Below are 22413 nucleotides of genomic sequence, written 5' to 3' on the forward strand. Positions count from 1 at the left end.
TGATTACCCTTGCCGGCTCATGATGCTCATGGCCACCGCCTCGGCGATCTTGATGCCGTCCACGCCCGCCGACAGGATGCCGCCGGCATAGCCCGCGCCTTCGCCTGCCGGGAACAGGCCCTCGGTGTTGATGCTCTGCAGGGTTTCGTTGTCGCGCTTGATGCGGATCGGCGATGAAGTGCGGGTTTCGACGCCCGTGAGCACGGCGTCGTGCATGCCGAAACCCTTGATGGTCTTGTCGAACACCGGCAGCGCCTCGCGGATGGCGGTGATGGCGTATTCGGGCAGGGCGGTCGCCAGGTCGGTGAGATGCACGCCCGGCGTGTAAGACGGCTGCACGGAACCGAATTCGGTCGAGGCCTTGCCGGCAATGAAATCGCCGACCAATTGGCCCGGCGCGCTGTAGTCGCGGCCGCCCAGCTCGAACGCCTGGGATTCCCACTGGCGCTGGAAGTCCACGCCCGCCAGCACATGCTCGGGATAATCGACTTCGGGCGAGATGCCGACCACGATGCCCGCGTTGGCGTTGCGTTCGTTGCGCGAGTACTGGCTCATGCCGTTGGTGACCACGCGGTTGGGTTCGGAGGTGGCGGCCACCACGGTGCCGCCCGGGCACATACAGAAGCTGTACACCGAGCGTCCGTTGTTGGCGTGATGCACCAGTTTGTAATCCGCCGCGCCCAGGATCGGATGGCCGGCGTTGGGCCCGAAGCGGGCGCGGTCGATCAGCGATTGCGGATGCTCGATGCGGAAGCCGATGGAGAACGGCTTGGCTTCCATGAACACGCCCTGATCATGCAGCATCTGGAAGGTGTCGCGCGCGCTGTGGCCGATGGCCAGCACGACGTGGTCGGCCTCGATATGTTCGCCGCCGGCCAGGGTTACGCCGGTGATCCGGCCGTTTTCCCGCTGCACGGTTTCGACCTTGCTGGAGAAGCGGACCTCGCCGCCCAGCTTGGTGATGGTGTCGCGCATGACTTCGACCATGCCGACCAGGCGGAACGTGCCGATGTGCGGCTTGCTCACGTAGAGGATTTCTTCCGGCGCGCCGGCCAGCACGAATTCCTTGAGTACTTTTTCGCCGTAATGCTTGGGATCCTTGATCTGGCTGTACAGCTTGCCGTCGGAGAAAGTGCCGGCGCCGCCTTCGCCGAACTGCACGTTCGACTCCGGGTTCAGTACCCGCTTGCGCCACAGGCCCCAGGTGTCCTTGGTGCGTTCGCGCACGGCCTTGCCGCGTTCCAGGATGATGGGCTTGAAACCCATCTGCGCCAGGACCAGTCCCGCGAACAGGCCACAGGGTCCGGTGCCGATGACGATGGGGCGCTTGTCCAGGCTGGCGGGCGCCTGGGCGACGAACTTGTATTCGGTATCGGGCGTGGGCTTGACGTTGCGGTCGTCGTGAAAACGCTGGAGCAGCGCTGCCTCGTTTGCAACGTCGATATCCAGCGTGTAGATCAGCAGGATGTTGTGCTTCTTGCGCGCGTCGTAGCTGCGGGAGGCCACGGTGTGGGCGCGCAGGTCGCTGGCCGGAACGCCTAGTTTCTTGAGAATCGCGGCAGGCAATTCCTCGGGCGTGTGATTCAACGGCAGCTTGATTTCAGACAGTCGCAACATGCAGGGATCCAGACAAAACGGGCGAGCACAACGTCGCCAAACGCGGATTGTACTGGACCGCAGGCAGGCGGCGGCCGGCTGCTTGGCGCCGGCTCAGGAGGCGGGCGGGCTGGTACGCGCGTCGCGCCGCAGGGCCTGGGGCGGCATGCCGAAGCCGCGCAGGAAAGCCTCGCGCAGGTGGCGCCGGTCGCGGAAACCGGTCTCCCTGGCCACCACTTCCAGCGGGTGGCGGCTGCTTTCTATCATGAGGCGCGCGGCCTCCAGCCGCAGTCCCTCGATGGCCTTGGCGGGCGACTGGCCGGTTTCGGCCGTGAACACGCGGCTGAACTGGCGCGGGCTCAGGCTGGCGGCCTGGGCCAGATCCTCCACGCTCAGGGGTTGGGCGAGGTTGCGGCGGGCATGCTCCAGCGCTTGCTGGATGCGGTCGGATTTGGGCGCAAGCCTGAGCATTTCCGAGTGCTGCGATTGGCCGCCCGAACGGCGCTGGTGCATGACCAGGCGGTGCGCCACCGAGCGTGCGACATCGGCGCCCAGGTCCTTTTCCACCAGCGCCAGCGCCAGGTCCATTTCCGCCGTCATGCCGGCGGAGGTCCAAGCCGGCCCGTCGGCGATATAGATGCGGTCGGCCTCGACCTGCACGCGCGGGTGGCGCTGCTGCAAGGCGTCGGCCCAATGCCAGTGCGTGGTGGCGCGCCGCCCGTCCAGCAGGCCGGCGTCGGCCAGCAGGAATGCGCCAGTGCACAGGCCGGCGACGCGGCGCGAGCGGGGCGCGAGTTTTTCGAGCAGCCGGGGGAGTTCGGGCGCCACGGGCCTGGAAAGGGGAGACAGCACGCCGGTCACCAGCCAGGTGTCGGCCTGGCTACGGGCGGTGAGCGGACGGGCCTGCACCGTCAGGCCCGCCGAAGCGCGCACCGCGCCGTCCAGGGCATAGCTGTCCAGGGCATAGAAGGGTTCGCGCGCCATCACATTGGCGAGCTCGAACACGGCCTGCGTGCCCAGGCCAATGATCTGGAAGCCTTCGGGAAGTATGTAACCGATGCGGTGCATGGGGCGTCCTTGCGGATTTATGTCCTGCGAATGTCCTTATTAATGACTATATACGTCATTTACGCCATTCCCGGCAAGCCCCAACATGGATCCCATCGCAATGACCTTCCCAGGAGTCTCACCATGACACAAACCCAACCCGGCACCGCTCTCGTCACGGGCGCTTCCAGCGGCATCGGCGCGCTATACGCGCACAAACTCGCGCAGCAGGGCTATGACCTGATACTGGTCGCCCGCAACCGGGAGCGCCTGAACGCCCTGGCCAGCGACATCAGCACGCGCACCGGCCGCGCCGTGGAGGTGCTGCCCGCGGACCTGGGCGACCGCGCTTCGCTGGCGCGGGTGGAAGCACAGCTGCGCCAGGACGCCAGCATCACCCTGCTGGTGAACAACGCGGGCATCGGCACGCATACGCCGCTGCTGCAAAGCGATGTGGAGCAGATGACGCGCATGGTGGAACTGAACGTCACCGCGCCGATGCGGCTGACCTACGCGGCCGTCCCGGGCTTCGTGGCGCGCGGCCGGGGCGCCATCATCAATATCGCTTCCATCGTGGCCCTTGCGCCCGAGGTCCTGAACGGCGTCTATGGCGGCAGCAAGGCTTTCGTGCTGGCGTTCAGCCAGTCGCTGCAGCACGAGCTGGCCGGGACCGGCGTGCAGGTTCAGGCGGTGCTGCCCGGCGCCACGGCCACGGACTTCTGGGCCATCGGCGGCCTGCCGGTGGAAACGCTGGACCAGCGCATCGTGATGCGCGCCGAAGATCTGGTCGATGCCGCCTTGCTGGGCTTCGCGCGCGGCGAGAAGGTCACTATCCCCTCGCTGCATGCTAGCGAGGAATGGGACGCCTTCGAAGCCGCGCGCCTGACCATGGCGGGACACCTGTCCAGCAATACCGTTGCGCAGCGCTACGCGGCCGCGGTCTGACCATTCCTTGGGGCTGAAACCATGAAAGCAGTGATTGCCGCCTATGCGCGCTCGCCTTTCCACTTTGCCCGCAAGGGCCGGCTGGCCGACGTGCGGCCCGATACATTGGCCGCGCAGGTGGTGCAGGGCCTGCTGCTGCGCACGGATCTGGATCCCGCGCTGCTGGAGGACGTGATCCTCGGCTGCGCCTATCCGGAGGCCGCCCAAGGCAACAACCTGGCGCGCATCGTCGGCCTGCTTGCCGGCCTGCCGCAGGAGGTGGGCGGCATGACCGTGAACCGCTTCTGCGGTTCGTCGATGCAGGCGGTGCACATCGCGGCGGCGCAGATCGAGGCGGGCATGGGCGAGGCTTTTCTCTGCGTGGGCGTGGAGTCGATGACGATGGTGCCGCAGGGCGGCTTCAATTTTTCGCCCAATCCCGAGCTGCAGGCGACGACCGATGCCTATCTCTCCATGGGCGAGACGGCGGAGAACGTGGCGCAGCGTTGGAACGTCAGCCGCGCCGACCAGGAACTGCTGGCGCTGCAATCCCACCGCAAGGCCGCCGCGGCGCGCGAGCAGGGACTGTTGGCCGCCGAGATCGTGCCTATCCGCTTGCCGGACGGCGAGCTGGTCGATGCCGACGGTTGCATCCGCCCGGGTACTTCGCTGGAGGCTTTGGCGGGACTCAAGCCGGCGTTCCGCGCCGATGGCGCGGTCACGGCGGGCACTTCGTCGCCGCTGACCGACGGCGCGGCGGCGGTGCTGGTCGTCAGCGACAACTTTGCGGCGCGCCATGGCCTGGAGGCGCTGGCGCGCATCCGCAGCTTCGCGACCGTGGGCGTGGACCCGGCTGTCATGGGCATAGGCCCGATACCTGCCACGCGCAAGGCGCTGGCGCGTGCGGGACTTGCGGTGGCCGACCTGGACGTGGTGGAGATCAACGAAGCCTTCTCGTCGCAAGCGCTGGCCTGCATCCGTGAGTTGGGCCTGGACATGGCCAGTGTGAACATCGACGGCGGCGGGCTGGCCATCGGCCATCCCCTGGGCGCCACGGGCGCGCGCATCACCGGCAAGGCTGCGGCGCTGCTGGCTCGCAGCCAGGGGCGCTATGCGCTGGCCACGCAATGCATAGGCGGCGGGCAGGGCATTGCCACGGTGCTGGAACGGCCCTGAATCTCGATCGACAACCTGACTTCATCGAACCATGAACAACCCGACCTCCCTTGCCCTGGGCCGAGACGCTGCCGCTCCCGTCAGGCTGACCGGCCGCCTGTTGGCCGTGCTCGCCGGGCTGGCCGCTCTGGGGCCGCTGTCCACCAACATCATCCTGCCGGCCTTTCCGCGCATGGCGTCAGAACTCGGCGTGGACACGCGCGACATGGGCCTGGTGCTGTCGAGCTTTTTCCTGGCCTTCGCCATCGGGCAGTTGCTCGCCGGGCCGGTATCGGACCGCTGGGGGCGGCGTGCGCCGGTGCTGGGCGGATTGGCCTTGTTCATTGTCGGCTGCCTGGTCTGTGCCTGGGCGCCGACTCTGCCGCTGCTGGTGGCGGGCAGGGTGATACAAGCCCTGGGTGTATGCGCGGCCGCGGTGCTGTCGCGGGCGATTGCGCGGGACCTGTTCGAAGGCGAAGCGCTGTCGCGCACCTTGGCGCTGACCATGGTGGCCATGGCCGCCGCGCCGGGCTTCTCGCCGCTCTTGGGCAGCGCGATGGAGTATGGGCCGGGCTGGCGCGCCAGCTTCGCGCTGGTCGCGGCCCTGGGGCTGGCCCTGGCGCTGGCCTATGTGGCGGCGGTGGGGGAAACGCACCCGGCCGACCGGCGGGCGGCGGCGACGCCGGCTGCCGTGCTGCGCGGTTATGCGGACCTGGCGCGGGACCGGCGGTTTATTCGCCCGGCGTTGGCCGTGAGCGTGGTCATTGGCGGCCTGTACGCCATTTTCGCGGCCACGCCAGCCATGCTCATGGGGCGCATCGGCCTGAGCGCGCTGCAGCTGGGGTTGTTCTTCGCCTGCACGGTGTTCGTGGTGTTCGCCGCCGGCATGCTGGCGCCGCGCCTGGCCCACCGCTTTGGCGCGGCCGGTGTGGCCCGGGCCGGCTGCGCGGTGGCGCTGGCCGGCGCGCTGACCTTGCTGGCGGGCGGCGAGGATAGCGGCCTGCCGCAGTTTACGGCCGCCGTGGCGCTGTACCTGTTCGGCATGGGGCTGGTCAATCCATTGGGTACCGCCATGGCGCTGGGACCGTTCAGCCGCCAGGCAGGACTGGCGTCCTCCTTGCTGGGCGGCCTGCAGATGGCTTGCGCGGGCGGCATGACGGCGCTGGCCAGCCTGGCGGGCGGCAGTCCGGCGACGACCCTGGGCCTGGTACTGGCCGTGGCCTCGATGCTGGCGTTGGCGGCGCTGATGGCGCGCCGACGTCTGGGATAGTATTTTCCTTCTTCGCGACAACCCTCTGCATAGGAACATGCCATGCTGCGCTCCAGTGAAACCATAGATCGCCTCTTCCAACGCCAGCAAGGCACGCTGCCCGACACCTTCGGCGTACGGCCCTTGTCGATCGAAGAGGGGCGCATGTCCATGGAAATGACCGTGGCCCCGTGGATGATGGCGCCCAACGGATACCTGCATGCCGCCAGCCAGGTGATGCTGGCCGACACTTGCGCCGGCTACGCCACCTTGGCGCACCTGCCGGAAGGCGCAAAGGGCTTCACCACGCTGGAGCTGAAATCGAACTTCCTGGGCACCGCCAAGGAAGGCGTGCTGACCGTTGAAGCGGTGGCGGAACACATGGGGCGCACGACCCAGATTTGGTCCGCGACCGTGGTCGACGCAAGCGGCCGCAAGCTGTCGCTATTCCGCTGTTCGCAGATCATTCTCTGGTGAACGCGCGGCCTCGCGAGGGGCCGCAGCGGTAGAACCCGCAAGCCATTCCAGTCCTTTCGTCCGTTTTTCAGACGGATTCCGCCTTGGTTACCGCGAGTGCCCTCGATAAGCTGCAACGTCGGCTTTCAGGGCCAGCGGTCGTGGCCGCAAAGGACGCTATTCGCGCCACTGGCATCCCTGAAGCTGTTTATGGTTGTCTATTGACAACCGAATTGAACGTCTTCATACTGGATACCAATGATGGCTCGTCCGTCCCATCCCAAGAAAGAGGTAGAGGCAGCACTCCGCCACGCCGAAGGAAATGGTTGGCGCGTGGAGGTTGGCGGCAGCCACGCCTGGGGCCGGATCTATTGCCCCAGCAATGTTGCGGAATGCCGCTGCGGCGAATTCTGCATCACCAGCGTCTGGAGCACGCCAAAGAATCCTGGCAATCATGCGCGCGCCTTGCGGCGCGTCGTGAACAACTGTACTGCACGCCGTGACCTGCCCGAGGCAGGCGGCAGCATCTGGGAGTAGCGCGATGGAATACACCTTTACCTTGAAGTACCAGCTTGCCGACGCCGATCACGATATGGATGCGCTGGTCGAACGCCTGGGCGCGGCCGGTTGCGATGATGCCCTGGTCGGCACCGGGCTGCCGGGACGCCTGGCGCTCGAGTTCACCCGAGAAGCCAAAAGCGCGGAAGCCGCGGTGCGCTCGGCGCTTGCGGACGTCAGGCGCGCGGAGCCATCCGCGAAGCTGATCGAGGCCGCGCCCGATCTGGTGGGTTTGACCGACGTGGCCGAAATCGTGGGCGTCTCGCGTCAGAACATGCGCAAGCTCATGCTGGCTTATCCAGACAGCTTTCCGCTGCCGGTCCATGAGGGCAGCACCTCGATCTGGCACCTGGCGGATGTGCTGGCCTGGCTACAGGCCAAGGGCGACTATCCGCAAGCAGAAAGTGTCATGGACGTGGCGCGCGTGGCCTTGCAGGTCAACGCGGCGAAAGAAGGGCAGCGCCTCTCGCGTTCCACGTCCAAGGAACTGGAGGCCCTGGTGGGATGACCGTCCCGCCTATTCCGGCGCGCTTGCCCGCGCCAGCTTCCTGATTTCGTCCAGGAACCGCAAGGCCGGTCCCGGCAGTATGCCTTCGCGCCGGTGGTAAGCCGAAAACCTGCGGTCATGGTCCAGCCCGTCCACCCGCAGTTCGCGGATCAGGCCAGCCTTGAGTTCGGCGCCATACATGGGCCGGGTCAGCCAGCTGACAAAGCCCGAATGCGCGACCAGGCTCTTGATCAAGGGAATCGACGTACTGGAAACCGCGATGGCCGGCGCGGGCAGGCCCCGGGCCTTGAACAGCGACATTAGCCGGTTGTGCGGTTCGGTGCGTTGCGGTACGAAACACCAGCGCTCTTCCAGCAACGCCTCCATGCTCACCGCCGCGTCGCCTTGCTGTGGGTGGCAGGCGCCGACGACAACGTTCATGCTTTCTTGCCATGTGCAGTTCCGGGCGGACACGATGCTGGCGGTTTCGGGCGCTTCCGGGGCGATCACCAGGTCGACCTGATAGCTGTCCAGGGCGGTGGCCAGTTCATCCCAGATGCCTTCGACGACATCGATGGCGATGCCAGGCCACTTGTCCAGGAATGTCCCTAACGCCTTGGGAATGAAGAGAGCAGACGCGCCCGCCGTGACGCCCAGGCGCAGGACGCCGGCCGCCAGGCCGCGCATGCGGTTCATCTCATCGCGGGCAACCTTTTCCTCGCGGCACAACAGCTGCGCATGCGGGGCCAGGGCCTTGCCGTAGGCCGTCAGCCGCATGCCGCCGGAGTGGCGCTCAAACAGCCGTTCGCCGACAGCGGCTTCAAGACGCTTGACGATGCGGCTCAGGGCGGGCTGCGTCAGGCTCATCTTGTCGGCCGCCTTGCCCAGCGAGCCTGTGTCGAGCACGGCAAGAAAGGCGCGCAGTTCGTTGAGGTTGTAGGTCATGCCGAACTGTAATGACTTTGTCGCTAAATAACAATTTTCAGGAATGAGGTGGGGCCTCACACTCTCGCCATCCGACACGGCTTGCCATGCTGTCTTGCAAAGTCCAGCGATGCGCGCGGCCATACACACATGGAGGGTAGCGAAATGCGAAAACGTCTGTTCCTGAAAGCGCTGTTTGCGTTGGCGGCCGGTTCGGGCGCGGCGGGCTGTTGGGCCCAGGCCGGCGACCGGTCCATCGAGTGGGTTCATCCCTACCCGGTGGGCGGGGGTTCGGACGCCATCGCGCGCAAGCTGGCGGAAAGCGTCGGCGCGCAAATGGGGCGCAGCTTCTTCGTCAGCAACAAGCCGGGCGGGGCCACGAACATCGCCGCTGCCTATGTGGCCAATTCCAAGGCCAATGGCAACATCGTCTTCACGGGCGACTTCGCCACCCTGGCCGCCAATCCGCATCTGTTCGCCAATCTGCCTTATGACAGCGCCAAGGATTTTGTTCCGGCCGGCCTGTATGCCCGGTATCCGATATTGCTGGTGGTCTCCAGCAAGGTGCCAGCCAGCAATCTGGACGAGTTTTTACAATGGGCGCGCGATCATCCGGACAGCGCCAATTTCGCCAGTTCGGGCGTGGGTTCCCCGCAGCATCTGGCCGCGGAACTGTTCCGCGAGCGTACTGGCCTGAAAATGACGCACGTCGCCTACCGGGGCGGCGCGCCGGCGGTGACCGACCTGATGGCGGGCTCGGTGTCTTTCGCCTTGATGGACGCCTCCACCGTGGTGCCGCAGATGAAGACGGGCAGGCTCAAGGTGCTGGGCGTGGCCAGTCCCAAGCGCATGAAGAATTTCCCCGACATCCCCACGCTGCACGAACAGGGCCTGAAGGATTTCGAGGCCTTTGCCTGGCAGGGCATGCTGGTTCCCGCGGGCACGCCGCGCGCAACCGTGGATGCACTAAACCAAGGGCTGGCGGCCGCGCTGAAGACGCAGGCGGTCATCGAGTTCTACGCCAACATCGCGGTCGAACCCTGGTTCAGTTCGCCCGAAGAGATGGCAAGCTTCGTGGCGGGTGAAAACAGCCGCTGGGGCAAGATCATCCGCGAACGCGGCATTTCCTTGCAGTAGGCGCCGCGTGCTGTTGACGATGGAGGATTACCGGACCCGGGCCAGGAAGGTTCTGCCGCGCTTCGTGTTCGAGTTCGTGGACGGGGGCGCGGAGCATGAAACCTGCCTGCAAGCCAACCGGGCTGACTTCGAGCGGATCCGGCTGACGCCGCGGGTACTCAGGGATACCAGCGACATGGATAGCTCGATTGAGGTGTACGGGTCGTCCTGGCGCCTGCCGTTCGCGCTGGCGCCCACCGGCCTGAATGGCGTGATCCGCCCCGGCGGTGACGGCATGCTGGCGCGGGCGGCGGCGGAACTGGGCGTGCCGTTCGTCCTGTCGACCGCCTCGAACCAGCGGGCCGAGGATGTGCGCGCCATTGCCGGCGGCGGCGAGCAATGGCTGCAGCTGTACGTGATGCAGGACCGCCGGCTGGCCGAGCAGTTGGTGCGCCGGGCGCGGGCGGCGGGCTACCGCGCGCTGGTGCTGACGGCCGACGTCCCGGTGGGTGGCAGGCGTTGGCGCGACGTGCGCAATGGCTTTTCCATGCCGTTCCGGATCACGCCCCGGATCGCCTGGGACGTGGCGCGGCGGCCAGGATGGGCGCTGCGCATGCTGCGCGGCGGAACTCCGCGCTTTGTGAACCTGGCCGAGCATGCCTCCGAGTCCCTGCCGATGGAAGTGCAGGCATCCCTGCTTGCCCGCAGCATGGACCGTTCATTGACCTGGGACAGCCTGCGCTGGCTGCGCAGCCTCTGGGACGGCCCCTTGCTGCTGAAAGGCGTGCTGCATGTCGACGATGCGGTCCTGGCAGCAAGGCATGGAGTGGACGGCATCATCGTGTCCAACCACGGCGGCCGCCAACTGGACGCCGCGCCTTCGTCGATCAGTGTCCTGCCCGGGATCGTCGACGCAGTCCGGGACCGCATACCGGTGTTCCTGGACAGCGGCGTGCGTAGCGGCGCCGACATCGTCCGCGCCCAGGGCTTGGGCGCGCGCGCCGTATTCATCGGCCGGCCAGCGCTGTACGGCTTGGCTTGCGGGGGCGCGCAGGGCGTGATCGATGTCATGCGCCTGCTGGCGGAAGACTACGAGCGCACCATGCTTCTATCGGGAGCGGCTGGCGCCCGCGAGGCCCCCGTAACGCGGGGGCCTGCGGGTCAATCCGGTCAGTCGATGGAGCGGGCCTCGCCCGTCAGGCCATAGCGGGTGAAGAACTGCCCGAAAGAGGGCATGGCGGCGATATCCATGGTGTGGCCGGCAGTGTCCATCACCAGGGTCGCCACCGTGGCCGAGCGCCCGCCCGTCAAGGTGCCGCGCGGCGGACGGCAGACGGAATAGGGCGTGGCCCAATCGTCGGCCAGGGCGCGCCGCACGTCAGCCACCGTGATCCGGGGGCCGCAGGCGTCCAGCAACTGGCGCACGCGCCAGGCCCGGTAGTAGGTGTCCACGGCATTCTTCAGGCCAGCTTCACGCAGCTTGCCCAGCGCCACTTCGCTCATGAAGTGGTTGGAATGGGTCAAGAGGCCGTCCTGCGGCAGCAGCGTAAAGCTCTCGTCGGGCGCGCATTCGAAGTCGATCACCCAGCCTGCCTGGCTGACGATCATGTTGCTGGAGCAGGCCTTGGGCGTGGCGGCGATCAGTTGCATGGCGATGGCGACGTGCTGCTGGCTAAGGACCGCCCGCCGCACGCTGCTCAAGGGCACGCCGGACTGGGTGTAGTCGCGGTCGCTGCTGAGATAGTTGCCGGTCAGGCCGATGCCGGCCGAGTTGAAGCCGTGCCGCGCCAGGCCGCCAGCCTCCACCAGCGTCAGGAAGGTGATGCCGGTTTCCAGGGTGGCGCGCAGCACGATGGTGCTGTCGCAGGCGTCTGGCTCCCAATCCCAGTTGTGGGCATGGATCAGATTGCCCGTGGCGCTGCGCCCGGGCATGACCAGGGCGGCGGTGCATTCGCCTTCGGCGGGATCCAGGTTGCCCATCTTGGCCTGCAGGCGCGCCTTGGCGATGACCTCGGTGCGGGCGTTGATCAGCGCCACGTCGTCGAAGGCGCAGCCGGCGCCTTCCGCGATGCCGCGCATCTCTTCGGTGTGCGCGGGGTCGAACTTCTGGATCTGGTCGGCGAACTCCTTGATCAGGGCGGCCTGGGTGGCGGGGGGAGTGCCGATCTTGTCGAGTTCGCCGCGATAGTGCCGGGCGCTGTGGGCGATGCGTTCGGGCACGGCGCGGCCGTATTGCACGCCACGTTCAAAGGGGCTGCCGGAGATCGAGACGAGAGGAAACGGGGCGTATTTCATGGGAGCATCAATTCGGAGTAACGGAGGTTCAGGAGGCGGCGGGGCCGGCCAGGTCCAGTTGCAGGCCGTCGGCGCTGATATGCAGGTCGGCGCCCAGCGCGGCGGACGCGCGCATCAGCAGGTCGCGTTCTTGCGCCACTTCGGACGCGGGCACGAACACGGTCTGGTTGGCGCTGTTGCGCTGCACGAAACGGAACTGCATGGCGGCGGGGCGCTTGTCGCGGATGTCGACGCGGACCGTCATGCCGGTCCATTCGGTATGCGCGTCAGCCTGGTGGGCAACCTGGAAGGAAAAGTTGCCGCAGCCATAGAGGATGGGCTTGCCGCGATGCAGTTCGATCGGCAGGATCATGTGCGGACCGTGTCCCAGCACGATGTCGGCGCCGGCTTCGACGGCCGCATGCGCGTACTCGCGCTGGTACTGCAGCACGTCGCGCCGGTAGCCCCAGTGCAGCGAGGCGATGACGATGTCCGCTTGTTGCCGCAGCGCCGCCACGTCGGCGCGGAACTGCGCAAGCGACTCCGGGTCGGCCCAGGTCAGCACTTCGGGCGGCACGCCGGGGCGCGTGCGCGCCGCCTGCATCTCCAACCGCGGCCGGTAGGCGGTATGCGCGCGGATGATGGCGACGCCGGCATGGTGCGCACTGGCCTCATGATTGTCCGGCCAGTACACGGCGGTGCGCTGCAGGAAGCCGTAGCGCACGCCGTCCCTGACTTCGATCAGCGGGGCGCGGGCCTCGCCGGCATTGGCGCCCGCGCCGACGCTGGGCAGCGACGCGCCCCGCAAGGCGGCCAGCGTGGACAGCACCGCCTCGTGGCCGATGTTGACGTTGTTGGCATTGCCGACCGCCTGCAGGCCGCCTTCGCGCAGGGCCTGCGCGTGGCGGGGCGAGGTATAGAAGCCGCGCCGCTCCTGGGCGTGTTCGGGCAGGTCGTACAGGCAGCATTCCAGGTTGGCGAACACCAGGTCCGCTACGCGCAGCGGCTGGCGGACGTGATCGAACAGGCCGCTGGCGTCTGGTACGCCCTTGAGGTTGATGTCGCCCAGCAGGTACAGGGTTTGATTCATGGCGGCGTTCCTATTCGGTCTTCGAGACTTCCCAGAGCAGCGGCGCGCCGAAGATCGACGATTCGAAACCCTGGACGTTCTTGCGGTATGCGCCCGTGCTCAGCGTGTTGAACAAGGGGATGATCGGGACCTGCTCCAGCATCAGGCGGTGCAGCTGGTCCAGCAGGGCTTGGCGCTCGGCCGGCGCCGTGGCGTTGGTGGCTTTTTCCAGCAGCGCGCGGGCGCCGGGATCGTCCCACAGCTTGCGCGGCTGGCTGGCCTTGTCGCCAGTGACGGCTTCAAAGCTCAGAGCGGGATCCATGCGGCTGGAGTACGAGAACGACATCATCTGGTAGTTGCCCTTCTGCCACTTGTCCTGTTGGGCGCCCCATTCCAGCACTTCAATGTCGGCGTTGATGCCGGCCTGCTGCAGCATGGCCTGGGTGATCACCGCCGCGTCATAGTTCGGCAGATTGCGCTTGTTGGTCGAAATGACGATCTTCTCGCCCTTGTAGCCGGCCTTGGCGAGCAGCGCCTTGGCGCGCGCCAGATCGTAGACATAGCCTTTCTTTTCGGCTTCCCCATAGTAGGGCGACGCCACGGGCACGAGCGAGTTGTTGGGTTCGGCCAGGCCGTAGGTCACGCCTGCGACCAGTTCCTTGTAGTTCAGTGCCGCGGCGATGGCCTGGCGTAGATAGGGATTGGAGAGCAGCTTGTCGCGGGTCTGGATCGTCAGCGTGGAAGGCGCCAGCTGGGGCGACACGTTCGTGCTGATGGCCTTGTTTTCCGCTAGTTCCGCGACCTCGGAATATGGCACCTTGGACATTACGTCGATGGCGCCGCTGGCCAGGGCGGTTTTTGCCGTCGCCGGGTCGGAGATCACGACAAAGCGCACTTCGTCGACCAGGGGACGCTTGGAGCCCACGTAGCCGTCGGGCTTGCCCGGCCGGTTGGCGTAGTTCTCGAAGCGCGTCAGGCTGACGTATTCGCGGCGGCGCCACTCCGCGAAGCGGAAGGGGCCGGTGCCTATGGGTTTGTCCCAGGTGCCGTCGGGCTTGACCGAGTCGCGGTGGGTGATGGCGGTCATGCCGCAGTCGCTGCGCGCCAGCGAATCAAGGAACAGCGGCGCGGCCCGGTCCAGCTTGAACACGACGGTGGCGGGATCGGTGGCGGCGGCGCCTTCCACCTTCAGGCCGATGCGGCCATCGAAGTCCGTCAGGCAGCGCCAGCCGGTCTTGGGATCCATGTAGCGGTTCCAGCTCCAGACCACGTCGTCGGCGGTCAGGGGCGCGCCATTGTGGAAGGTCACGCCCTGCCGCAGATGGAACGTGTAGGTCTTGCCGTCTTCGGAGACGTCGATTTTCTCCGCCAGCAGGGGAGCGGGCTGACCCTTGGCGTCGTAGCCGACCAGGCCTTCGACGACATGCAGGATTACCCCATCGGTATTGGCGTCGCGGTTGACGCCCGGATCGCTGCTGCGGATGTCCGCGTCCTGGTGGGCGCGCAGCACGGTGGCGCCCAGGGCAGGCGCGGCGGCCGTCAGGAGGGCGGCCAGGGCGGTGTACGCATACAGAGGTCGTTTCATGATGGATCCTTGTTGTGAGCGGTTTGCAGCTGGAAGACGTTCAATAGGAAGGGGACGATCCGCGTGCCACCCCGTAGCGGGCGTAGGCGGCGCCTTGCCAAGGCAGGCGCGCCACTTCCAGCACGCCGGCGGCGGGTTCCATGATCAGCGTGGCGGTGGTGCAGGACGCATAGCCCTGGGCGCTGACGCGCCCCGGCCGGCAGACGGAAAACGGGGTGGCGTGAGTGTCGGCGAAAGCGGCCTTGAGATCCTGCACGCCGAGCTTGCGGCCCGCAGCGGACAGGCTCTGGCGCACGCGCTGATCGCGGTACAGGCTTTCCGGCGAACTGGCGATGCCTGTCTCCTGCAGCTTGCCGAGCGCGACGGCACTGGTCCAGTGGTTGGCGTGGACCAGCAGGCCGTCCTCGGGATAGACCAGGAAGGTCTCGTCGGGCGCGCATTCCAGGCTCAGCGCCAGGCCCAGTTGCGTGCCCAGGATCAGGTTGCATGAGCAGGCCTTGGGTGTGCCGGTGACGACCTGCAGGGCCAGGGCGTAATGTTCCTGTTCCAGCGCCTTGCGGCGTACCAGCGGCAGAGGCACGCCGTCCTGCAGGTAGTCGCGGCTGGAGGACATGCCGTTGCCGTTCAGGGTCAGTCCAGCGGAGTTCATGCCATAGCGCGCCAGGCCGCCGGCTTCGACGAACGTCAGCACGTCGGGGCCATCGTCGCGCAGCACGCGCAGGATGATGATGGTGTCGGCGCAATCCTGGCGGTTGTCCCAGTTCTGGCCCTGCAGGAAATTGCCGTTGGCGCTGCGTTCCGGCAGGATGGCGGCGCCCGTGCATTCGTCGCTTTGCGGCGCGGCGCCGGCGGCCAGATGCGCGCGGCGGGCCTGGGCGACGATCTCGGTGCGGGCGTTGATCATCAGCACGTCTTCGAACGAAACGCCGGCGCCTTCGGCGATGCCGCGCATTTCTTCCAGGTAGTCGGGTTCGAAGTCCTCGACGGCGCGCGAGAAGCGCGCGATGAGCCGTTGCAGGTCGGCGGGGGAGTACCGGAACTGCTGCAACGCACGGGCGTAGATGTCGGCGCTGCGCCGCACGCGCCCGCCTGCCAGGCGTCCATGCTGGAGTCCGCGCTCGTAGGGCGCGCCGGACACTTCAACCAGAGGGAAGAACGCTGCTGCCGTCATGTCTGTTCCTGTGCGTGCGGAGCCGTGGACATCATTGATCGAAGCGCCACTTCAGGCGCACGCCGCCGGTGTCGTTGGCTTCCAGGGCGGGAATGGCCGACAGCAGCTTACGCGTGTAGGGATGCTGGGGTGCGTCGAAGATCTGGTCGCGCAGGCCTTGTTCGACGATCTGGCCGTCCTGCATCACAACCACGCGGTCCGCCACCTGCTCGACCACGCCCAGGTCGTGGCTGATGAACAGACAGGAAAAGCCGTGGCGCTGCTGCAACTCGGCAAACAGCTTGAGCACCTGCGCGCGCACCGTGACGTCCAGGGCCGAGACGGGTTCGTCGGCGATCACGAAGGCGGGGCGGCGCACGATGGCGCGGGCGATGGCGACGCGCTGGCGCTGGCCGCCCGACAGCTCGTGCGGGTAGCGCCGGGCGTACTCGGGCCCCAGTCCGACCTCGGTCAGCACGGACTGGACGCGCTCGGCCTTCTGCGCCGCCGTCATGCCGTCCACCTGGCGCAGGCCTTCGGCCGTGAGTTCACCGACCGTCATGCGGGGGTTCAAGGAGGAGTAGGGATCCTGGAACACCATCTGGCAGTTCAGGCGGTAGTCGTTCCAGGCGGCGCCCGTTTGCGCAATGGGCTTGCCGCGGAAGTAGATGCCGCCGTCCGTGGGGGCCAGCAAGCCGGCGATGGCCCGGCCCAGGGTGGTCTTGCCGGAACCCGATCCGCCGACCACCGCCACCACTTCACGCGGCCGGATCTGCAGGTCTATGCCGTGCAGGGCGCGTTTGGTCTGGGTGCGGCCGAACAGCCGCTGACGGCCTGCGTAGTCCACCAGCAGCTGGCGCACGTCGACGATGGGCGCTTCGGGCGGAATGGGGCGTGCAGGGCCGCGCATGGGCATGGCCGCCAGCAATTGCCGCGTATACGGATGCGCGGGGCGGTCCAGGATCTGCTGCGTGGTGCCGGTTTCCACGATTTCGCCGTGGCGCATCACGATCATGCGCTCGGTGTACTTGGCCACCATGGGCAGGTCGTGGCTGATCATCAGCACGGCCGTGTTGCGGGCGCGGGTCAGTTCCAGCATCAGTTCCAGCACGTCGCGCTGCACCACGGCATCCAGCGCGGTGGTGGGTTCGTCCGCCACCAGCAGGGCCGGTTCCAGCAGCATCACGGCGGCCAGCATCATGCGCTGGCGCATGCCGCCTGAGAATTCATGGGGCCAGGCGTCCAGCGCGGCGGCCGGGTCGCGCAGGCCGACCCGCGCCAGCATGGCCAGTATCAGCTGTTTGCGCGCGGCGGCGGACAGGTCCTTGCGGTGCAGCGCCAGCCCTTCGTCGAGCTGGCGGCCGATCTTCATGGAGGGATTGAGCGAGGTCATCGGCTCCTGGAACACCATGCCGATGCGCGCCCCGCGCAGCTTGCGCAAGGCGGCGGGGCTGGCATCCGTCAGCGACTTGCCTTCGAACGTGATCGAACCCGCCGCGCGCACCAGCGGCGGCGGCGTCAGGCCCAGCAAGGCGCGCGCCGCCTGGGTCTTGCCGCTGCCCGACTCGCCCACGATGCCGACCAGTTCCCCGGGCTTGATGGAGAAGCTGACCCGCTTGACGATTTCCCTGCCGCCCGCGCCCACCGTCAGCGTCAGGCCGTTGACCTCTGCCAGCGTTGCGCCGGTGTCCATGTTCTTGTTCGTCATGTCATTCACCCGTGCGCATGCGCGGATCCAGGCGGTCGCGCACGGCGTCGCCCAGCAGGTTGATGCCCAGCAGCGTGAGCGAAATGCAGATGCCGGGGAAGATGCTCAGATACGTGGCCTGCGCCATGAACGGACGGGCCGAGGCCAGCATGTTGCCCCAGGTCGGCGCGGGTGGCGGCACGCCCAGGCCCAGGAAGGACAGGGCGCTTTCCGCCAGGATCACCCAGCCGAACATGGACGTGGCCAGCACCGTCAGCGGCGCCACGCAATTCGGCAGCACGTGGCGGAACATGGTGTAGAGCTCGGAATTGCCCAGCACGCGCGAGGATTCGATGAATTCCTTTTCGCGCAGCGACAGCACCGTGCCGCGCACGATCCGCGTCACGGACGGCGTGTAGGCCAGTCCCAGCGCCAGGATGATGCCATACTTGTTGGCGCCCACCACCGCCAGCAGGCCCAGTGCCAGCAGCAGGCCGGGAAAGGCCAGCAGGGCGTTGTTGAAGGCCATGATGATGCGGTCGGTCCAGCCCCGCACGAAACCGGTCAGCACGCCGATGGCGGTACCGAGCACGACGGAGAACGAGACGGTCAGCAGGCTGATCCAGACGCTGGTCGAGGCGCCCACCATCAGGCGGCTGAGCACGTCGCGGCCGAATTCGTCGGTGCCCAGCCAGAACTGGGCGCCAGGCGGCTTGAGCCGCGACGCGAAGCTGATGCCCAGCGGGTCGCGCGGGGTCCAAACGGCGCCGAGCAGGGCGGCGCCCACGACGATCGCGATAATGACTCCGCCTATGGCCGCATTGGCGGGCAGGCGGCGGCGCCGGGGCTTGATGGGATTGATGGCGGTCAGTTGCATGGCGGTTTACTCGGCTCCAACGCGGGGATCGAAGGCGGGATAGAGCAGGTCGACGAAGAGGTTGACCAGCACGTAGATGACCGCGACGAACAGCAGGCAACCCTGGATCACCGGGTAGTCGCGGGCGAAGATGGAATCGACCAGGAGACGGCCCAGGCCGGGTATCGTGAACACGGTTTCCACGACGGCGATGCCGCCCAGCAGATTGCCGAGCACCAGGCCGATCAAGGTCCAGGTGGGGCCGAAGGAATTCTTGAATACGTGATGGGTCAGCACCGCGCGTTCGCTCAGGCCCTTGGCGCGGGCATGGGTCACGTAATCCAGGCGCAAGACTTCCAGGGCGCTGGCGCGCGCCATGCGCATCAGCACGCCGATCTCATGCAGGAACAGGGTCAGGATGGGCATGGCCAGGTACAGCAGGCCCGCGGCCGCGTCCTCCGACACCGACACGTAGCCCACGACCGGCAGCCATTCCAGCTTCAGCCCCAGCAGCAGCAACAGCAGCAGGCCCAGCCAGAAGGTGGGAATGGACACCAGCAGCGTGGCCATGCCGACCAGCGCGATGTCGGCGGCGCGGTTCTGGCGCCAGGCGGCGATGATGCCCGCCGGCACCGCGACCAGGGCGGCGGCGGCCACGGCGGCCAGCACGATGGGCGCGCTGACCAGGAAGCGGTCCCACACCAGGGCCAGCACTGCCTGGCCGGTGGTAATGGATTTCCCCAGGTCGCCATGCAGCAGATTGCCGAACCACAAGGCGAACTGGGCGGGCCAGGATTGGTCCAGGCCCATGCGCTGGCGCAGTTCTTCCAGACTGGCGGGGTCGGCAAGGTCGCCCAGCAGCAGCTGGGCCGGATCGCCGGGGATCAAGCGGATCAGCACGAAAACGGCGACGGACACGATCAGCAGTGTCGGTATGGCCATTCCGATGCGCGAGAGTGCGAAGCGAAGCATAGGGGGCTCGTAGCTCACGTCCCGGCGCCGGCGGCGCGGCGCGATGGTGACGATACGGTTGACGGGACCGCGTATGCCGGCTCGGCTGCGGGATGGCGTAACTTTGACGTCCTGTCATAAAGAAGTAAAACTAAAATTACTTTGTGATATATAAAGTTCTTCTTACCGATAGGGCGCCCGTCACATGAGTTCGATCCGCTTCTTTCGCACCTTTGTTGCCGTGGCCCGCAGCGGCTCGTTCGCCGCCGCGTCGGAACGGGTGTCGCTGACGCCCGCGGCGGTCAGCCTGCAGATGCGCGCGCTGGAAGACGACCTGGGCGTCAGCCTGTTCGACCGTAGCGGCAAGATCGTGTCCCTGAGCGAAGGCGGACACCGCCTGCTGCCGCGCGCGGAGCAACTACTGGCGGTGTACGACGATCTGCGCGACGGCCCCGGCGGCGACGAGCTGGTGGGTTCCATCGACGTGGGTTCGGTGGGCACGTCCATGGCGTTCCTGGCGCGCGCCGTATTGACCTTGCGGGACTCGCATCCCAAGCTGAACGTGCAGCCCGTGATCAGTTTTTCCGGTGACCTGTCGCTGCGGGTGCGGGCAGGGGAGCTGGATGCGGCGCTGGCGGTCAAGAATGCCCACAAACTGCCCTCCGGCACACAATGGACCCCGCTCTACACGGAACCCTTCGTGTTCATCGCCAACCGCCAGGCGGCGGGCAAGGCGGACGTCGCCAGCCTGATGGCGCGGCGCCTGTTCCTGCGGCCTTCGCGCGATACGCATACGGGGGCGCTGATCGATGCCTTCATCCGCAGGAACCATCTCAAGTTCGGCGATTTCCTGGAAATCAATTCACTGCGGACCATGGTCGAACTGGTCCACCAGGATGTCGGCGTGACCATCGTTCCGCTCACGCGGGCGGCGCACTGGGAGGAAGATCCGCGCCTGCGCGTGACCTATTTCGATGACCCGTCCGCGCAACGGACCGTCGGACTGTTCGAGAACGAGGCGCGCAGCCACCTGACCAGCGCGCTCAGGCGCGTCCTGCTTGCCACGATCGAGCAGGACGCCCAGGTCAGGCGGTAATCGCCACTACAATGTCGGATCAATCACCCCACCAGGAGTCATTCGCCATGCGCCATTGATGCCGCCGTCTGCACGACGGCCAGTCTCCACCCACCCCCAAAGAGCAGGGGGAGTTCTTGGCATCCTTGGAACCGCACATGACGAATCCCTATCTCGCGCTGGAAGGCGTGTCCTATGTTCTGCCGGACGGCAGGACGCTTTTCTCCGGTCTCAACGAACAGTTCGACCTGCGGCCCACCGGGCTGGTGGGCCGCAATGGCGTGGGCAAGAGCGTGCTGGCCGGCATTCTTGCCGGCCAGTTGCCGCCGGCCTCCGGCCGCTGCGTGCGTTCGGGCAGCGTGCATTATCTGGCCCAGCAGGCCGCCCCGCGCGTAGCCGGGACCGTCGCGGCGCTGGCGGGCGTGCAGGCCAGGCTCGATGCGCTGGGACGCATCGAAGCGGGCAGCGCCGCCGCCGAGGACTTCGACATTCTCGGCGATCGCTGGGACGTGCGTCTGGCATTGCAGCAGGAACTGGAGCGTTGCGGCCTGGGCCATCTCGACGCCGCGACGCCGGCCGCCACGCTCAGCGACGGCGAAGCCATGCGCGTCGCCCTGATCGGCGCCTTGCTGTCGGAGGCCGACTTCCTGATCCTGGATGAACCCACCAACCATCTGGACAGGCCCAACCGGCTAGCGTTGATCGAGCAGCTGCAACGCTGGCCGCGCGGCTTGCTGGTGATCAGCCATGACCGGCAACTGCTCGAAGCGATGCAGCGCATCGTGGAATTGTCGACGTTGGGGCTGCGTGGGTACGGGGGCGGCTACAGCTTCTATGCCGAGCGCAATGAAGAGGAGCGGCGCAACGCGCTGTCGCTGCTGGAGCAGCGCAAGCATGAACGCCAGTGCGAGGAACAATCGCTGCGTGCACAGCGCGAGCGCCAGGAGCGGCGGCAGGCGCGCGGCAACCGGCAGGGGCGCGAAGCCAATCAGGCCAAGATTCTGCTGGACCGGCAGAAGGCGCGCAGCGAAACCTCCGCGGGCAAGCTGCGCCGCCAGCATGCGGCGGCAAGTGAGCAGCTCACATTGCGTGTGCGCGAGGCGGCCGAACAGGTCGAGGACCAGGACGCCATCGTGCTGCATGCGCCGCCAACTGCCATGCCTGCGCAGAGGCGCATCGCTGAGCTGGATGGGGTGGAACTGCCCTTTGTCCTGGCCGCCACGCGCCGCATCGACCTGATGCTGGGCGGACAGCAGCGGGTGGGAGTGGTCGGTCCGAACGGTTGCGGCAAGTCGACCTTGCTCAAAGTATTGGCTGGGCAGCTTCAGGCATCGGGCGGGATATGCCGGGTCGCGGTAGAGGCCGTGTATCTGGATCAGGGACTGGCCACGCTGGCGCCGCAGCGCCCGGTGCTGGAGCAGTTGCAGGCGGCCAATCGCGGCGCGTCGGAAGCTGACTTGCGCACGCGCCTTGCCCAGCTTGGCCTGGACGCGCGCAAGATTGCCGTACCCAGTGCCGCGCTCAGCGGAGGAGAACGGCTGAAGGCCGCACTGGCCTGCGCGCTGTATGCGGACCCGCCCGCGCAACTGCTGTTGTTGGACGAGCCCAGCAACCACCTCGATCTGCCGTCGATGCAGGCATTGGAGGCAATGCTGCGCGCGTACCGGGGCGCCTTGGTCGTGGTGTCTCATGACGACGCGTTCATGGACAGCCTGGGCCTGACGCATCGCCTGCTTGCGGGCAGCGACGGATGGCGCCTGGAGATTATCTGATCGACAGTTCCAGTATGTCGTCCCCGGCTTCATCCCGTTCTCCCGTGGGCGTCCAGCCCAGGTGGCGGTAGAAGCCGTGGGAACGCACGGCGGGATCGCTGGCGCATGCCAGGAACAGGCGTTGGTGCCCCAGGCTTGCCAGATGCCGGACCATCAGCTGCAGCAGCGTCTTGCCCGCGCCCTGGTTCTCGCTTTCAGGCAGCAGGGCCAGGACCACGATTTCGCCGGTGTCGCGGTCGCCGTAGCAGTAGCCTGTCACTCGGCCGTCCGCGCATGCGACAAAGCCGGGAAGGTCTCCCGCAAGGACGCCGGCGGCCCAGCTGTCCACGGTGATGCCCAATGCGCGCAGTTCTTCGACGGAAAACGCGTTCTCTCTGGTTTGGCCGCGGATCGTCACGCAGGCCGGGACGTCGTCGGCGGTGGCGGGGCGGAAGGTCAGTGTGCTCATGCCCGTATATTGACACCCTGTGCGCAATCGTGGC

Annotated in this window: 21 protein-coding genes; 10 read left to right on the plus strand and 11 right to left on the minus strand. The window is 67.0% G+C overall.

All coding sequences use genetic code 11. The features are described 5' to 3' along the window. Nucleotides 1-3 precede the first annotated feature (3 nt). Both AC6LKD_RS03835 and AC6LKD_RS03840 read right to left on the minus strand, forming a co-directional pair. A complete protein-coding gene (locus AC6LKD_RS03835) occupies nucleotides 4-1617 on the minus strand; it encodes an NAD(P)/FAD-dependent oxidoreductase (protein ID WP_013394349.1) in 1614 nt (537 codons plus the stop codon). A gap of 93 nt (nucleotides 1618-1710) precedes the next feature. After that, nucleotides 1711-2664, minus strand: a complete 954-nt coding sequence (locus AC6LKD_RS03840; protein WP_207464145.1) for a GlxA family transcriptional regulator — start codon at nucleotides 2662-2664, stop codon at nucleotides 1711-1713. 123 nt (nucleotides 2665-2787) lie between these two features. On the opposite strand from AC6LKD_RS03840, the gene AC6LKD_RS03845 reads away from it, so the two are divergent. The 6 genes from AC6LKD_RS03845 to AC6LKD_RS03870 all read left to right on the plus strand — a co-directional run bounded on the left by AC6LKD_RS03845 (nucleotide 2788) and on the right by AC6LKD_RS03870 (nucleotide 7493). Then, nucleotides 2788-3588 carry an SDR family NAD(P)-dependent oxidoreductase gene (locus tag AC6LKD_RS03845; protein ID WP_498115155.1) on the plus strand — a complete coding sequence of 267 codons (801 nt, stop codon included), beginning with the start codon at nucleotides 2788-2790 and terminating at the stop codon, nucleotides 3586-3588. Between the two features lie 21 nt (nucleotides 3589-3609). Beyond that, nucleotides 3610-4743 (plus strand): thiolase family protein, encoded by a 1134-nt coding sequence (locus AC6LKD_RS03850; RefSeq protein WP_454668035.1) that lies wholly within the window; start codon nucleotides 3610-3612, stop codon nucleotides 4741-4743. A gap of 31 nt (nucleotides 4744-4774) precedes the next feature. Continuing rightward, a complete protein-coding gene (locus AC6LKD_RS03855) occupies nucleotides 4775-5992 on the plus strand; it encodes a multidrug effflux MFS transporter (RefSeq protein ID WP_498115157.1) in 1218 nt (405 codons plus the stop codon). Between the two features lie 42 nt (nucleotides 5993-6034). After that, nucleotides 6035-6448 (plus strand): PaaI family thioesterase, encoded by a 414-nt coding sequence (locus AC6LKD_RS03860; RefSeq protein ID WP_013394344.1) that lies wholly within the window; start codon nucleotides 6035-6037, stop codon nucleotides 6446-6448. A 240-nt stretch (nucleotides 6449-6688) separates the two neighbouring features. Further along, nucleotides 6689-6964, plus strand: a complete 276-nt coding sequence (locus AC6LKD_RS03865; RefSeq protein ID WP_498115158.1) for a hypothetical protein — start codon at nucleotides 6689-6691, stop codon at nucleotides 6962-6964. A gap of 4 nt (nucleotides 6965-6968) precedes the next feature. Then, complete coding sequence (locus AC6LKD_RS03870; RefSeq protein ID WP_498115159.1) at nucleotides 6969-7493, plus strand: helix-turn-helix transcriptional regulator; 525 nt, start codon at nucleotides 6969-6971, stop codon at nucleotides 7491-7493. Nucleotides 7494-7502: 9 nt separating this feature from the next. Here AC6LKD_RS03870 and AC6LKD_RS03875 read toward each other — a convergent pair whose 3' ends face one another. Further along, nucleotides 7503-8417, minus strand: a complete 915-nt coding sequence (locus AC6LKD_RS03875) for a LysR family transcriptional regulator (RefSeq protein ID WP_498115160.1) — start codon at nucleotides 8415-8417, stop codon at nucleotides 7503-7505. A 144-nt stretch (nucleotides 8418-8561) separates the two neighbouring features. Here AC6LKD_RS03875 and AC6LKD_RS03880 point away from each other — a divergent pair, with 144 nt between their 5' ends. After that, entirely contained in the window at nucleotides 8562-9533 is a 972-nt protein-coding gene (locus AC6LKD_RS03880) for a Bug family tripartite tricarboxylate transporter substrate binding protein (protein WP_498115161.1), read from the plus strand. 7 nt (nucleotides 9534-9540) lie between these two features. Next, the gene (locus AC6LKD_RS03885) at nucleotides 9541-10719 is read left to right on the plus strand and encodes an alpha-hydroxy acid oxidase (RefSeq protein ID WP_498115162.1); all 1179 of its coding nucleotides are present in this window, start codon (nucleotides 9541-9543) and stop codon (nucleotides 10717-10719) included. Here AC6LKD_RS03885 and AC6LKD_RS03890 read toward each other — a convergent pair. From AC6LKD_RS03890 to AC6LKD_RS03920, 7 genes are read right to left on the minus strand one after another with little or no spacing between them, the layout of a single operon-like run. Then, nucleotides 10683-11807, minus strand: a complete 1125-nt coding sequence (locus AC6LKD_RS03890) for a C45 family autoproteolytic acyltransferase/hydrolase (RefSeq protein ID WP_498115163.1) — start codon at nucleotides 11805-11807, stop codon at nucleotides 10683-10685. The genes AC6LKD_RS03885 and AC6LKD_RS03890 overlap by 37 nt on opposite strands. 28 nt (nucleotides 11808-11835) lie before the next feature. Continuing rightward, nucleotides 11836-12876, minus strand: coding sequence for a CapA family protein (locus tag AC6LKD_RS03895; protein ID WP_498115165.1), 1041 nt, complete (start codon nucleotides 12874-12876; stop codon nucleotides 11836-11838). 10 nt (nucleotides 12877-12886) lie between these two features. Continuing rightward, complete coding sequence (locus tag AC6LKD_RS03900) at nucleotides 12887-14440, minus strand: ABC transporter substrate-binding protein (protein ID WP_207464134.1); 1554 nt, start codon at nucleotides 14438-14440, stop codon at nucleotides 12887-12889. Between the two features lie 40 nt (nucleotides 14441-14480). Beyond that, on the minus strand, nucleotides 14481-15611 hold the full coding sequence (locus AC6LKD_RS03905) for a C45 family autoproteolytic acyltransferase/hydrolase (protein ID WP_498115167.1): 1131 nt from the start codon (nucleotides 15609-15611) through the stop codon (nucleotides 14481-14483). Nucleotides 15612-15642: 31 nt separating this feature from the next. Beyond that, nucleotides 15643-17298 carry an ABC transporter ATP-binding protein gene (locus AC6LKD_RS03910; protein WP_498115168.1) on the minus strand — a complete coding sequence of 552 codons (1656 nt, stop codon included), beginning with the start codon at nucleotides 17296-17298 and terminating at the stop codon, nucleotides 15643-15645. 1 nt (nucleotide 17299) lies between these two features. Continuing rightward, nucleotides 17300-18154, minus strand: a complete 855-nt coding sequence (locus AC6LKD_RS03915) for an ABC transporter permease (protein WP_013394333.1) — start codon at nucleotides 18152-18154, stop codon at nucleotides 17300-17302. Between the two features lie 6 nt (nucleotides 18155-18160). Further along, nucleotides 18161-19105, minus strand: a complete 945-nt coding sequence (locus AC6LKD_RS03920; RefSeq protein ID WP_498115169.1) for an ABC transporter permease — start codon at nucleotides 19103-19105, stop codon at nucleotides 18161-18163. A 184-nt stretch (nucleotides 19106-19289) separates the two neighbouring features. Between AC6LKD_RS03920 and AC6LKD_RS03925 the strand changes: the two genes are divergently transcribed. Then, nucleotides 19290-20180 (plus strand): LysR substrate-binding domain-containing protein, encoded by an 891-nt coding sequence (locus AC6LKD_RS03925; RefSeq protein WP_498115170.1) that lies wholly within the window; start codon nucleotides 19290-19292, stop codon nucleotides 20178-20180. 137 nt (nucleotides 20181-20317) lie between these two features. Beyond that, the gene (locus AC6LKD_RS03930) at nucleotides 20318-21931 is read left to right on the plus strand and encodes an ATP-binding cassette domain-containing protein (protein WP_498115171.1); all 1614 of its coding nucleotides are present in this window, start codon (nucleotides 20318-20320) and stop codon (nucleotides 21929-21931) included. On the opposite strand, the gene AC6LKD_RS03935 is transcribed toward AC6LKD_RS03930, so the two are convergent. Next, nucleotides 21924-22379 (minus strand): GNAT family N-acetyltransferase, encoded by a 456-nt coding sequence (locus AC6LKD_RS03935; RefSeq protein WP_013394329.1) that lies wholly within the window; start codon nucleotides 22377-22379, stop codon nucleotides 21924-21926. The genes AC6LKD_RS03930 and AC6LKD_RS03935 overlap by 8 nt on opposite strands. Between the last annotated feature and the right edge of the window lie 34 nt (nucleotides 22380-22413).

The organism is Achromobacter sp. D7-1 (assembly GCF_059760445.1).